The sequence below is a fragment of the Thalassolituus sp. UBA3500 genome, assembly GCF_002377545.1.
GTDB lineage: Bacteria > Pseudomonadota > Gammaproteobacteria > Pseudomonadales > Oceanobacteraceae > Thalassolituus.
The window spans coordinates 69095-83023 of the sequence record NZ_DFQB01000013.1 but is presented as its reverse complement, the minus strand read 5'-3'; the positions used below and the strand labels follow the sequence as shown (position 1 = coordinate 83023).

The 13929-nt window shown below is 51.8% G+C and carries 13 protein-coding genes and 1 pseudogene; 8 read left to right on the top strand and 6 right to left on the bottom strand.

All coding sequences use genetic code 11. The features are described from left to right. Positions 1-587 (top strand): 7-carboxy-7-deazaguanine synthase QueE (locus B2R29_RS03735; protein WP_301179853.1); only part of this gene is annotated, 587 nt, incomplete at its 5' end. Between the two features lie 12 nt (positions 588-599). Here B2R29_RS03735 and B2R29_RS03730 read toward each other — a convergent pair. Together B2R29_RS03730 and hdfR are read right to left on the bottom strand one after the other, a co-directional pair. Next, positions 600-1574 carry an alcohol dehydrogenase catalytic domain-containing protein gene (locus B2R29_RS03730; protein ID WP_301179852.1) on the bottom strand — a complete coding sequence of 325 codons (975 nt, stop codon included), beginning with the start codon at positions 1572-1574 and terminating at the stop codon, positions 600-602. Continuing rightward, positions 1567-2418 (bottom strand): HTH-type transcriptional regulator HdfR, encoded by an 852-nt coding sequence (gene hdfR, locus B2R29_RS03725; protein WP_301179851.1) that lies wholly within the window; start codon positions 2416-2418, stop codon positions 1567-1569. The genes B2R29_RS03730 and hdfR overlap by 8 nt, the downstream gene beginning before the upstream one ends. Before the next feature lie 132 nt (positions 2419-2550). Here hdfR and maoP point away from each other — a divergent pair, with 132 nt between their 5' ends. The 5 genes from maoP (at position 2551) to argF (ending at position 6472) form a co-directional block, all read left to right on the top strand. Continuing rightward, positions 2551-2895 (top strand): DUF413 domain-containing protein, encoded by a 345-nt coding sequence (gene maoP, locus B2R29_RS03720; RefSeq protein ID WP_301179850.1) that lies wholly within the window; start codon positions 2551-2553, stop codon positions 2893-2895. Beyond that, positions 2870-3295: an ATP-dependent zinc protease gene (locus tag B2R29_RS03715; protein ID WP_301179849.1), complete on the top strand. Its 426-nt coding sequence runs from the start codon at positions 2870-2872 to the stop codon at positions 3293-3295. The genes maoP and B2R29_RS03715 overlap by 26 nt, the downstream gene beginning before the upstream one ends. 59 nt (positions 3296-3354) lie before the next feature. Beyond that, complete coding sequence (gene rimK / locus B2R29_RS03710; RefSeq protein ID WP_301179848.1) at positions 3355-4260, top strand: 30S ribosomal protein S6--L-glutamate ligase; 906 nt, start codon at positions 3355-3357, stop codon at positions 4258-4260. A gap of 114 nt (positions 4261-4374) precedes the next feature. Beyond that, a complete protein-coding gene (locus B2R29_RS03705) occupies positions 4375-5544 on the top strand; it encodes an aspartate aminotransferase family protein (protein ID WP_301179847.1) in 1170 nt (389 codons plus the stop codon). Then, on the top strand, positions 5528-6472 hold the full coding sequence (argF, locus tag B2R29_RS03700) for an ornithine carbamoyltransferase (protein WP_301179846.1): 945 nt from the start codon (positions 5528-5530) through the stop codon (positions 6470-6472). Before B2R29_RS03705 ends, argF begins: the two co-directional genes overlap by 17 nt. Before the next feature lie 18 nt (positions 6473-6490). Here the strand turns inward: argF and B2R29_RS03695 are convergent, their stop codons facing one another. After that, a complete protein-coding gene (locus tag B2R29_RS03695; RefSeq protein WP_301179845.1) occupies positions 6491-7579 on the bottom strand; it encodes a GGDEF domain-containing protein in 1089 nt (362 codons plus the stop codon). A 120-nt stretch (positions 7580-7699) separates the two neighbouring features. Further along, on the bottom strand, positions 7700-9178 hold the full coding sequence (glpK, locus tag B2R29_RS03690; RefSeq protein WP_301179844.1) for a glycerol kinase GlpK: 1479 nt from the start codon (positions 9176-9178) through the stop codon (positions 7700-7702). A gap of 141 nt (positions 9179-9319) precedes the next feature. Here glpK and B2R29_RS03685 point away from each other — a divergent pair, with 141 nt between their 5' ends. Next, positions 9320-10240, top strand: coding sequence for a LysR family transcriptional regulator (locus B2R29_RS03685; RefSeq protein WP_301179843.1), 921 nt, complete (start codon positions 9320-9322; stop codon positions 10238-10240). Positions 10241-10490: 250 nt separating this feature from the next. Here the strand turns inward: B2R29_RS03685 and B2R29_RS03680 are convergent, their stop codons facing one another. Together B2R29_RS03680 and B2R29_RS03675 are read right to left on the bottom strand one after the other, a co-directional pair. Continuing rightward, positions 10491-11999 carry an ATP-binding protein gene (locus B2R29_RS03680; protein ID WP_301179842.1) on the bottom strand — a complete coding sequence of 503 codons (1509 nt, stop codon included), beginning with the start codon at positions 11997-11999 and terminating at the stop codon, positions 10491-10493. A 76-nt stretch (positions 12000-12075) separates the two neighbouring features. Then, entirely contained in the window at positions 12076-12816 is a 741-nt protein-coding gene (locus B2R29_RS03675; RefSeq protein WP_068440255.1) for a response regulator, read from the bottom strand. Positions 12817-13277: 461 nt separating this feature from the next. On the opposite strand from B2R29_RS03675, the pseudogene B2R29_RS03670 reads away from it, so the two are divergent. After that, a pseudogene (locus B2R29_RS03670) lies at positions 13278-13929 on the top strand (ATP cone domain-containing protein); the annotation flags it as partial.

Genomic DNA, 13929 nt, shown 5'->3' with positions numbered 1-13929 from the left:
GAGAAGAAAGCCGGTCTGCTGCTGTGTGTAAGTTCTGCGACACCGACTTCATAGGTACCGATGGACACCTTGGCGGCGAATATTCAGCAGACGAGTTAGTGGCGATCATTGCTAAGCAATGGCCTGGCGAAACTGCGGGCGATTCAGTACAAGGCAAACCCTACGTTGTCTGTACTGGAGGCGAACCCGCGCTCCAGCTGGATGCACCATTAATCGGCGAACTACATAAAGCTGGCTTTGAGATAGCGATTGAGACAAACGGGACCTTGCCCTTACCCGAAGGCATTGACTGGGTTTGCCTGAGCCCTAAAGGAGAATCCGAGCTTGCCGTCATCGAATGCGACGAACTAAAACTCGTATACCCACAGGCTGATGCCTTACCTGAGCGCTTCGACTACATCACTGCCGATCACTTGTACCTGCAACCGATGGCGGATTTCGAGCCGGTTGTAATTGCCAGTGACAAGTTGGAAGGAGCTAAAGAAGGGCTCTCTGTCACCATTACCCGAAAAGCCGTGGATTACTGCATGAAGCACCCAAAATGGAAACTCAGCTTGCAGACCCACAAACTCCTCGGAATAGAATAACGCCTCTCAGCGTCACAGGGTAAAGGCGACCTTCGTCTTCAGTTTACCGGCTTCATAGCGCCGGTGAACATCGGCAACTGCACTCGCCGGTTGCACCTCCGTTTCAGACACTGTGATACTCCCAGCATCGACTTCTTTTGCTAACCAGCTGAGAAAGCGACCATGGGTCGCTCTGCCCTTGCCACTCAACAAAGGGAGCAACATAAATACCGCATGCAGCGTCAGGCCTTTGGCATGAGCTTGCGTGAGATCATAAGTATTGCGAGCATTGATGGTCGCAACCTGCCCACCCGGCGCCGCAGCCACCAGAGCCGTCTGCAAACTTTCTGCCCCATAAGTGTCGAGTACTTTGCTGAATTCACCAGCATGATCGGAAGCCTCTTGGTGCGACATAGGAGCCGCACCGTATGACGCGACCAGATCACAACGTAATGACGTTCCTGCGGTTGCTGAAATATTCACTCCCCGCAATTTAGCGAGTTGTATCGCCATCTGACCAACACCACCAGAACCTCCCATTATCAGGAGCGAGTCTTCACGCGTGAGATTGAGTCGTTCAAGAGCTTCGAATGCAGTAATTGCAACAAGTGGGAGTGTCCCGGCCTGTTCAAGGCAGATAGTTTCTGGTGCTCGCGCCATCAAATCGGCATCAACGGCAATATAACGACATAGCGTTCCGCTGCTTCCCTTCACGCCGCCGGCACAGCCATATACTCTGTCGCCAACAGCAAAACCAGACACGTCGTCGCCGATAGCCACGACCTCACCGGCGAGGTCACAACCGACAACGTGATTATCCGAAGCTATTGGCGCTAGTCCGGCGCGGATTTTGGTGTCGATCGGATTAAATCCTGACGCGGTCACTTGAACCAGCAGGTCTCCGGGAGATATTTCTGGCATATCGAGGGAAGTTTCCTCCAGTACCGAAGGTTCTCCAGGCTCACGGAAGTACCAACCACTGTTGCCCTGCTGCTTGTGATTACTCATGGTTACTGCTCCCCAATAGCTGGCTGATGATGTCTCCGATCAGCTCATCATCTTTTCGTGTGCTCAGATAGCTTGCAAAGACCTGGCGCGTCATCTCTGGCACATCGGAAACCTCATGCAACTCACCACTCTCCAGATAGGGAGCAACCATCGTCGCTGGCAGATACCCAGCGCCGCCATGCATCAGGATGCTATCGAGTGCAATACGCCCAGTATTGGTTTTAAGCACAGGCGCCGCCATGCCTTTGAATTCCTGGGCATGCTGTATTCTGAATGACGTTCCCCAGTCAACCATGACGTAGCCAAGTTCTGCTGCCTGGGCCCACTCTGAGCACTCTTCTGAAGCGACCATAACCAGAGGTACAGACATAACTTCGCGAGTCACCAGTTCATCCGCCTTGGGCGCGTCAAAGACCAGCGCAAGATCTAGCGAGCGTTCGAGAATCTGACGAACCAAAGCACTGCTACTATGGGCCATAGCACTTACGGCCATGCCCGGTCGCCTCAGGAGTGCCGGCAGCTTTTGCTGCAGCACTGCGTCCCATAGATTAGGGGTCGCACCAAGAGCAAACTGATAATGGCGATCATCCGCGATAGCCACTTCGTGCCGGATGCGTTGTTCAAGAAGCACACTACTCTCTGCCAATGGAATCAGCTTCTCACCCGCTGGCGTCAACTGAATGTTATTCCGCTGACGAGAAAACAGCTCAACCCCGAGCAGCCCCTCGAGCTGACGAATGCGAAAACTCACCGCAGATTGTGTGAGATAGAGATTTTCAGCCGCACGCCCGAAGTGCCGGGTGCGTGAGACTTCCATAAATGTTTTTAGTAGATCCGTATCCATTTCAACCAGAAAACTTTCACGTAACGAGAAGATTTTTTCGTTTTACCACAGACACGCCCCTGACCATACTCCGCCCAACACAAAAGAGGCATTTCTTTTGTGATCGACAACTTTGATGATGGCAGGTGCTTTATGAGTCAAATTCAGGCGAAAAGCTTTGAAACTTCAAAGAAATTCTTTGACGATGCTAACTTTCCACGTGGTTTTCAGCGCTCAGGTGACTTTACGCGCCAGCAGGCTGACATCCTAGAAAATATGGGCGATGCTCTGAAGTCTCTGCACGAAGGAACTCGTGAAGCAGAGACTGATGAAGAAGTCCGCTTCGTTGACTTCTGCCAGCAGAAACTTGAGCCTATTAATGCGGTCGAACGCGCATGGGCGGCCTATTGCAAAGCGCTAGCCCGAAAGCAGATTTATTTTACAGCCTCCTCCTCAGCATCGGAGGCAGACTATGAGAACACAGAAACAGATGACTGATCATGTACTCGGCTTCATTGAAGCCGTAGAACTCCCGGACCTTGGCATCGGCTGCGATGCTAAGGTTGATACCGGTGCGGCAACCAGTAGCCTGCATGCTGATCATATTGAAGAGTTCAAGCGCGATGGCGATCTCTGGGTGCGGTTTCATGTCAAATTTAACAAGCAGTCAGCCCGGATTGATCAAACCTGTGAAGCGCCCGTTGTCGAACAACGAGTCATCACCAGTTCGAATGGGCACAGCTCACAGCGATATATTATCGGCACAGAAATGAACGTCGGTGGTCTGAGTTTCAAAACTGAAATCAGCCTCAGCCATCGTGGCAGTATGAAGTACCCCATGTTGATCGGCCGCAAGGCCATCAAGGGACGCTTCCTTGTGGATGTCAGTCGCGGCTGAGCGAACCATCTTATTCTTTTAATTTTTCAGTCGTTGCTTTAACCCATCAGGAACCCGTTATGAAAATTGCCATACTGTCACGCAGTGCCAGCCTCTACTCAACCCGCCGTCTGATTGAGGCTGCCGAGGCCCGCGGACATGAAGTGCATGTACTGGATACGCTGCATTGCTACATGAACATCAACAGCGTTGATCCGAAAATGCACTACAAAGGTGAGCAATTGGAGGGCTTTGATGCCGTGATTCCGCGTATTGGCGCCTCGATCACGTTCTATGGGACTGCAGTATTACGCCAGTTTGAGATGATGGGCGTATATCCATTGAACGAATCAGTAGCCATCAGCCGTTCACGCGACAAGCTTCGCTCAATGCAACTGATGTCACGCAAAGGTATCGGCATGCCTGTGACTGGCTTTGCTCACAGCCCCGATGATATTCCTGACCTGATTCAGATGGTGGGCGGCGCCCCTCTCGTGATTAAACTTCTTGAAGGAACACAGGGCATCGGTGTTGTACTCGCGGAAACCAAGAAAGCAGCAGAAAGCGTCATCGAAGCCTTTCTAGGCCTCAAAGCGAACATCATGGTTCAGGAATACATCAAAGAAGCATCTGGCGCAGACATCCGCTGCCTGGTTGTCGGTGATAAAGTTGTTGCGTCCATGAAGCGTCAGGCAGCAGAGGGAGAATTCCGCTCTAACCTGCACCGTGGCGGAACGGCAACGGTGGTAAGAATCACCCCTGAAGAGCGCGCTACTGCCGTGCGCGCTGCAAAAACAATGGGGCTGAACGTGGCCGGTGTGGACATCCTGCGTTCTAACCATGGCCCTGTTGTCATGGAGGTAAACTCGTCACCGGGTATTGAAGGCATTGAATCTTCTACCGGTATCGATGTGGCAACCAAAATCGTGTTGCACATTGAGAAACATGCGCGCGTCAACAACACCAAAACGAAGGGCAAGGGGTAAGCGTTTACAAACAGCATCCCCTCTCGTATAGTTCGACTGCGCCTTGCTGAAACGGGCGCGGTATTTATCTGGGCAGCCATGGCTGCCCTTTTGCGTTCTGAGGAAGAAACACATATGCACGCCATCATGAATACCTATGGCCGTTTACCTGTCACCTTTACCCACGGTAAGGGTTGCTGGTTATACGACACAGAAGGCCGTAAGTATCTGGACGCTCTGACCGGTATCGCTGTTTGTGGACTGGGTCATGCACACCCAGCTGTCACTGCTGCGATTCAGGAGCAAGCCGGCCAACTTGTTCATACGTCGAACCTGTACGGCATTGGTCGACAACAAGAGCTGGCTGAAAATCTGACCCGAATCTCCGGGATGGACAATGTGTTTTTCTCTAATTCAGGCGCGGAAGCAAATGAAGCGGCTATCAAGATTGCGAGAAAATACGGACATCAGAAAGGCATCTCTGAGCCTGTTATTGTCGTGATGACAAAAGCGTTTCATGGTCGCACCATGGCAACACTGACAGCCACGGGCAACACCAAAGCACAGGAGGGTTTCGGCCCGCTGCTTAATGGCTTTGTACGTGTCCCCTATATGGATGCAGATGCCATCACGGCAGTTGTGCGTGCCAACCCGAATATCGTCGCCGTACTGCTTGAACCGGTACAGGGCGAAGGCGGACTGGCCACCGCGGGCGAAGATTACATCAAAGCCGTGCGCGATATCTGTGATCAGAATGACTTACTGATGCTGGTTGATGAGATTCAGACTGGTAACGGTCGTACAGGCACCTACTTCTGCTATCAACAGTTTGGTATTACGCCTGATGTTGTTACAACAGCCAAAGGGCTCGGCAACGGTGTGCCTATAGGCGCCTGCCTTGCTCGTGGTAAAGCCGCAGACGTTCTGCAACCAGGCAGTCATGGTTCAACCTACGGCGGCAACCCACTGGCATGTGCCGCCGCGAATGCGGTTGTGACGACCATAGAGAATGACAAGCTGGCCGAAAACGCCGCGCACATGGGCAACTACCTTGCCAGCGCTTTCAACGTGCGATTGCAGGACAACCCTCTATTCTCCGAAATTCGGGGACGTGGTTTGATGATGGGGATTGTTCTGAAAAAAGACTGCACAGAATTAATGGCGAAAGGCACTGCGAAGGGCCTTCTGCTTAACGTTACCTCAGGCAATGTTATCCGTCTTCTACCACCACTGACACTGACAGAAGAAGAAGCAGATCTGATCGTAGAGGGAGTCATGGAACTGATCCATGAACTCAATGAATGAAAAAATGGAAAAGACAGTGAGACACTTTCTGACGCTCTCGGACACCTCTCCGGATGAGCTCAACTGGATAATTGAACGGGCTATTGAGCTCAAGAAGAAGCAGCACGCAGGAGAGATCTACGAGCCGCTGAAAAACCGGGTACTGGGCATGATTTTCGAGAAGTCATCCACCCGTACCCGCGTCTCTTTTGAGGCCGGTATGAGTCAACTGGGTGGCAGCGCGATCTTCCTGTCACCGCGTGATACTCAGCTAGGCCGCGGTGAACCCGTAGAAGATTCAGCACGAGTGCTATCACGAATGGTCGATGTGGTGATGATTCGCACCTTCGACCATGACATCATCGAGCGCTTCGCTGCGTTTTCCTCCGTACCGGTTATTAACGCCCTGACCGATGACTTCCACCCATGCCAGCTACTCGCTGACATGCAGACCTATGTTGAGCATCGCGGCTCTATCGCCGGTAAGACCGTCGCCTGGGTCGGTGATGGCAACAATATGTGTCATTCCTATATCAAGGCTGCTGTGCAATTCGGGTTCAATCTGCGCATCGCTACACCAGAAGGGTTTGAACCGGACGCCCGTATCGTCAGCGAAGGCGGAGATCGTATTCAGCTGTTCAAAACCCCAGAGGAAGCTGTAGCAGGCGCAAACCTGGTTGTAACTGACGTCTGGGCCTCAATGGGCCAGGAAGAAGAGCAGGATGAACGCATCCGCAAATTCCAGGCATTTCAGGTCTCTCCTGCTCTGCTGGATAAAGCGGCCAGTGATGTTATTTTCATGCACTGTTTACCGGCTCACCGTGGTGAGGAAGTGACCGATGAAGTCATGGAAGATCCACGAGCTGTCGTCTGGGATGAAGCCGAGAATCGCCTGCACGCACAAAAAGCTCTATTAGAGTTTTTGCTGTGTCAGGAAGAAGAGGACTGATACTGTTCTCTGTGGCGCTCAATGCAGAGACAACTGCTGAGCGCCCTCCAGATACACCCGATTTCTCCCCAGACGCTTCGCTTCATACAGCATCCGGTCTGCCCGGTTAAGAACATCCTCAGAAGCCTCGTCGGGATGATACTCAGCTCCTCCAATGGACACTCGTTGTTCGAGTTCCACCTCAGAGAACCTGTGATTTTCGACAGAAACGCGTATCCGCTCCAGAACACCCGATGCGGCCTCAAGATTCAGGCCTGACAGCAGCAAAACAAACTCTTCGCCACCGTAACGAGCTGCCAAGTCAATTTCCCGGACAGATACTCTGAGCAGGTGTGCAAGCTCTGCAAGCACCTGGTCACCAATCCTATGACCGTATTCATCATTTACACGTTTAAAGTAGTCAATGTCTATGAAGGCCACCACAAACGGGATTTCCTGTCGAATCGACAACGCCCTCTGTTTCTCGAGAGTTTTAAGGAGATACCGTCGATTGTTCAACCCGGTTAACTCATCAGTAACCGCCAACTCCTCAATGCGGGCGAGCGCACGACGTAATTCAGAGTTCTTCTCGCCATAGGCTTTACGCAAAATGAAAAACTCTCGGCCAATAAAGGCATACACCAGCAGGCTCGTCATCAGAGCCACACCAATAACGACTTCGAATTCTGGTACAAGGAGTTCGCTGGCACTGTAATGCGTAGAGAAGATGACCAGTGAATAACAAAAAACGGTAAAGAGGGATATACCAATGAAGCCCCGCCCTGATAGGCGGAATACACCAAATGGCATGATATTCAGATAACCCAGAATCATTACGCCGCGAAGTTCAGGTGCCAGAATCATAAGCCCAGACATATACAGGATAACGAGTGCCATCACTGGCATTGTCATACTGGGATCGGCAGTCTCCATCGCCCTGCCAGAATAGATATACCAGACAGTAACGCCATGAACGGCCAGGTAGAAAAGCACCATGGCACCAAACCACGCATTCGGCGACGTCCCGTACTCAATACCAAAACCAGCGTAATATAAAATGCTGAATAGAAGCACACCCGCGGCAGCCAGGCTGTGCCGGCGTAAAATGTCCTTTCTTAGCTGCCCCATAAAGGCTTCCTAAAGTATCTTACCTTCCAGAATAATGGGTGACGGCGCACCCCGCCAGACCCTTTTACATAAGGACAACAATTCCGGCCCGATTCCATCCTGCTGTCCGTTATAGCCAGTTCAGGTCGGGCGACACAAGCGCCCTACCGCATCTTTCCAACCATCGTACAGTTTGTCCCTTTTTGCTTTCGAGATTTTAGGTACAAAAACTCTCTCGGTCTGCCACAGGCCAGCGACCTCTTCCAGGCCCGAATACACCCCGGATTGAATCCCGGCAAGATAGGCGACACCCAGTGCGGTTGTCTCTGTAATCTGAGGTCGGGTAACACGCACCCCGAGCACATCACATAAGAACTGAACCAACCAATCGTTCTTCACCATACCGCCATCTACCCGCAGTTCAGCAGCTTTCGTGCCGTCGCCCTCCATGGCTGAAAGCAGATCACGCGTCTGGTAGCAGACCGCCTGCAGCCCCGCCGTGACCAACTCCTTAATTCCGCTATCGCGACTAAGACCAAAAATAGCGCCCCGCGCATCCGGGTCCCAATAGGGAGCACCTAACCCTGCGAACGCCGGAACCATATAGACAGGATTCTCATAACCGGTTTTTTCCGCCAGTGACTGGCTCTCTTTCGCATCCTTAATCAGCTGCAAACCATCACGAATCCACTGAATAGTGGCACCGGCCATAAAGATGGAGCCCTCAAGAGCGTATGTTGTCTCGCCATTGATACGGTAGGCAATCGTCGTGAGGAGGCGGTGCTTCGAAGTTACCGGCTCGCGCCCTGTATTCAGCACCATAAAACAGCCGGTTCCGTAAGTACTTTTGATCATACCTTCAGAGAAGCATCCCTGACCGATCAGTGCGGCTTGCTGATCTCCCGCAACGCCCCCTATCTGAACCGCTCCGCCGAGCCATCCGCTTAACGTTTTACCAAAATCAGAGGCACTGTCCTGAACCTCAGGGAGCAAAGACGCCGGGATATCAAACAAAGAAAGAAGGTCTGCGTCCCAACACTCTTCATGGATGTTGTATAGCATCGTACGACAGGCATTGGTTGAATCTGTCAGGTGCGAACGTCCTCCCGTCAGCTGCCAGATCAACCAGGTGTCGACCGTTCCGAACGCAAGTTCACCTGCTTCAGCACGTGCTCTCACGCCTTCTACATTATCAAGAATCCAACGGATTTTGGTTGCCGAAAAATAAGGATCCAGAAGAAGTCCGGTACGTGCCGATATTTCGTTTTTCTGTTCTTCCCACTGACGACAAAGATCTGCGGTCCGTCTGTCTTGCCAGACAATAGCAGGGTGTACAGGCTCGCCTGTTTGCCTGTCCCAGATCAACGTCGTCTCGCGTTGATTAGTAATCCCAATAGAGACGATGTCCGACGCTTTAGCCCCCACCTTTTTAAGAACATTGCGTGCGCACTTCAGCGACGTTTGCCACAAGTCGGCCGGGGCATGCTCGACCCAGCCGGGATGAGGAAAATGCTGCTCAAACTCTTCTTGCGACTGCGCAATCACCTCGCCCGAAAGACCGAATAGAATGGCGCGGCTACTGGTTGTTCCCTGATCAAAGCTAAGCAGATACTTCGACATACACTGAGATCCAATCTAACTAAAACTCCAGACTAACTGCTGCGCCGGGTGGCTTCCAGACATGTCGAAAAAAATGCAACATATATGAATAAATTCACGGATAGCGCTAAGATGTCATGAAATATTTTCAAGAAGATCGCTATGCTTGATATACGCCACCTGAAAACGCTTATCGCATTGAGAGACAGCGGTAGCCTCGTCGATGCAGCACGTCGCCTTCACCTGACGCAATCAGCGTTATCGCATCAACTGAAAGATCTTGAGTCACGTCTGAATACACGTCTCTTCGAGCGAAAATCCCGTCCTATCCGCTTCACCCGCGCAGGCCTAGAAGTACTCCAACTTGCTGACAACGTTCTACCTATGATTCAGCGCACAGAGCAGACCTTAAAGAAGATCGAAGCCGGTCACGATGGCCGGCTGCACATGGCAATCGAGTGTCATAGTTGCTTTGAGTGGCTGATGCCAGCAATCAACCACTTCCGGGATCACTGGCCTGACGTCGAAATTGACCTCACCACGAGCTTTCATTTTCAACCACTTGAAGCTCTGCGGCGGGGTGATATCGACCTTGTCATCACCTCGGACCCAGCGGACGATCCGATAGTGACGCACATACCACTTTTCAGGTATCAGTCCGTGCTGGCACTCGCTAATCAACACCCCCTAACCCGACACGACTGGATAGACCCGGAGCACCTGAGTGAGGAAACCCTGATTCACTACCCGGTTGATCGTCGACGCCTGGATATTTTCGAGCGCTTCCTGCAGCCGCATGGTATCGAGCCCTCAGCAACCCGCGAAACAGAACTAACGCTGATGATGATTCAATTGGTAGCCAGTGGTCGTGGCGTCGCCTGCCTCCCGAATTGGGCGCTTCAGGCGTACCTCGATGCAGGGTTGATAGCTGTACGACCGTTAGGGAAAAACGGAGTGTGGCCGGTGCTTTACGCAGCCATCAGGAAGGAACAGTCAGGAACACAATATCTGAAAGATTTCGTTAATACAGCCGCAGAGAGCTCATTTGCGACTTTAAAAGGAATCGCTAAGGCGGAAGGCTGATGTAACAATATCGGCCAGATAGGCCAGACAAAAAAAGGGCCTCAACAAAGGAGGCCCATCAAAGCGACACAGTGTGTCGCAACATTCTCACCACGTCTCCAAAGGATACGTACGTTTATACTGACCTGTATGAAGTAAGTAATCTATAGCTGGAAGGTGACTATTTGTAACGTTATGTTACAGGTGTCTGAAAACGTACCGATTACCAGCTTTATTTGTCCCGCATTGCAAGTCGGTACCAGACACATTGTCAGTCTGTGTGAACACGAGGCCAAATCAAACTGAAGCGCGCACCACCTAACTCGTCACTGCGCCCCACCATCGCCTGTCCACCGTGCCAGTACATAATCCGGCGCACAATCGACAAGCCAAGACCATACCCCCCGGATGCCCGGGTGCGGCTATCATCCAGGCGAGCAAATGCGCTGAATACGCGATCCCAGTCTTCTTCCGGAATCCCTGGTCCATCGTCCTCGACATCTACCCGGCAAATGTCGTCTGCCACACTGCAACGCACTTTAACCCGTCCTTTAGCGTAACGGCCAGCATTACCCACCAGGTTCTGAATAGCCCTGTGTACGTATCTGGGTTCGACTTCAGAGAACGGGAAACCTTCTGGGCCGCTGCCCTCAAAAGAGACCGCAACATGCTCTGGTGGCCGAGCTTCACCAACAACCTGCTCAGCAACCTCAGCAACGTTGATCTTTTGAAAATCGAGAATTGGCCCACCCTCTTCGAGTCGGGCATACGTCAGAATTTCATCAATCAGCTCATCAAGCTCCTGAATATCGGCATCCATGCCTGCCAGTTGCTTGAAAACAAACGGATCATCTAACACTGAATCTTCAATAATCTGTGCACCAAAACGGATGCGGGCAACCGGCGTGCGTAACTCGTGAGACACCGCTCTTACCATTTCACGCTGAATAGAAATCAGACGTTGAATGTGCTCAGCCATTTTATTGAATGAATGCCCAAGACGACCAACGGCATCTTCACCAGAGGTGCTAACGCGCGCATTCAGGTGGCCTTGCGATAAACGGCTGGTCGCCTGCTCCAGCTTTCGCAAACGTGTCTCAAAGGTATTAACTACCCAGTAGACGCCGAGACCAATCAGTAACACACCTATAGTGCCGATAACGAAGACAGCACGCAGTGAATACGGATTAAATTTCTCGACTGGGCCCAGGCGAACCACCTGCTCTGCGCCGGGAATTTTTATATACGCGTCCGCACCGGCACCATCAACAGCCAGCTGCACCAATACATCACCGTATTGCATGCGCGACAGATCGGTGGCCGATATCTCGAGATCAACAATGTCCTCGACAGAAAGCGGATAGCCAAAGCGGCTCTGAAGATCCGCCAGAAAGCTCTCTATTGGCTCGCCGCTGCGTTGCCATAATTCAACCAGTAAACGAGCGGTAGCGCGTGCCTGGAGCTCTGACAGCTTGTTAAAGTCAACGTAAAGCCATTGCCCGTCGGGCATCATGCTACGCATCGAAGCAGTCTTGCCATCAGGTGATACAGTCACAATCACCTGCCCACGAAGCAAACGTGAACGTTCGTATTCGTCATCAGGCCCTTCATCTTGCGGGCGAATAGCAATAGATGCATCGAATGCGGCTTCGAGACGTTGTAAAGCCCCCTTGTCGGTCGCAAGGCGCTCACCAATCAAATACAGACTGCCGCGGGAAACTTCTTCGTAGAACTGTGCAGAACGCACAAGGTTAACGAGCTGCAGGGCAGCTGAGCACAAGACTGCAACCGCCAGCAGAGCACCAAGGAGCCCGAAATATACCCGGATAAAAATAGCCGTTTACTCCTGTAACGGATCAGAGCTCTTTGACGAACAGATAGCCTTTGCTACGTACCGTCTTAATACGCTTAGGGTTCATAGGATCATCGCCCACCTTAGGACGAATGCGCGATACACGCACGTCGATAGAGCGATCCTGACCATCGTACTCAATGCCACGCAACTGATTGAAAATCTCTTCCCGGGTCAAAACCCGCCCAGCATTGCTGCTCAGCAGCCAGAGCAGATCAAACTCAGCACTGGTGAGATCAATACTCTCGCCTTCCAACCAAGCTTCCCGCATTGAGCTGTCGACGACCAGATTGCCGAAGGTCAGGCGTGAGGAGGAGCTGCCCTCTTCTTCAACCTCTTCCACACCATCGCCAACACGACGCAACAGAGCGCGGATACGTGCCAACAAAACACGTGGACGGACTGGCTTGGCGACATAGTCATCAGCCCCCATCTCAAGCCCCAGAACCTGATCCAGATCCTCCGTTCGTGCTGTCAGCATAAGGATAGGTCCTTTGTAATGCGGACGGACAATGCGACACACCGCTAAGCCATCTTCACCCGGCAACATAAGATCAAGCACAACCAGGTCGGGTTGTTCAGACTTGATGCGGTCAATAGCACGGCTACCATCGCCCTCTACTGTCACAATCAGGCCATTGCTTTCAAGGTAATCCTTGGTCAGGGCTGCGAGTCGCTCATCGTCTTCAACGATAAGGATTCGCCAGTTTTCCTCGGGGCTCTGTGTATTTTCGTGCTTTAACATGAAGACCTACCATTCCTAACAATCGAATGTTCCGCTCAGGGAACCTGTGCTCAGCTGAACCAGCCACAGCAACGCCTCTATCATAACTATAGATAACTTTAGACGCTGTTACGCTTTGTTGCACAGTAACAGTCGACATTTATATCAGAACCCCCGTTTTCACACTCAGAAAAACCGCCCACCAGATGGTGACTGGGCTGGCGTAGGTTACCCCCTTCATGTCCACCACATACGCACAACTTATCCACAATACGAGCTGTCCAATAGTGCCGAAACAACACAAGATATGGGGTTGAATTCACCCACTGGGCGCATTATCTTGTGGCGAAGTAAAAAACCTACATGACGTCAGAGACTTAGCGCGCTTCCGCAGTTAAAACAACCGGAATGTCAAGCATTAAGACACCGGCGCCGTCAGGGAAAGATGGAGTAGATTCCCCTTGAATACAGGCACAGAAAACATGAACGCTACCCTCAGAGTCACCAAACGCGACGGCAGTCAGGAACCGATTGATCTCGATAAGATCCACAAAGTTGTCACCTGGGCTGCAGAAGGGCTTGAAAAGGTATCTGTGTCAGAAGTTGAGCTTCGCGCTCACCTCCAGTTTTTCGATGGCATTCAGACCTCAGAAATCCACGAAACTCTGATCAAAGCAGCAGCCGACCTGATTTCCGAAGAGGCGCCAGATTACCAGTATCTGGCTGCCCGACTGAACATCTTCCACCTGCGCAAGAAATCGTACGGCCGCTTCGAACCACCAGCGCTGCTGGACCATGTGAAAGCGATGGTCGAAGACGAGCGCTATGATAAGCACCTGCTTGAGGATTACACCGACGAAGAATTCGCAGCGATGGATGCCTTTATTGATCATTCTCGCGATATGAACTTCAGCTACGCCGCGGTAAAACAGCTCGAAGGCAAGTACCTTGTTCAGAACCGTGTAACAGGCAAAGTCTATGAAAGTGCTCAGTTCCTCTATGTTCTGATCGCTGCCTGCCTGTTCTCTTCGTACGACAAAGAACGTCGTCTCGACTACATCAAGCGCTTCTATGATGCCGTCTCTACATTCAAGCTTTCACTGCCAACACCGATTATGGCAGGCGTGCGTACAC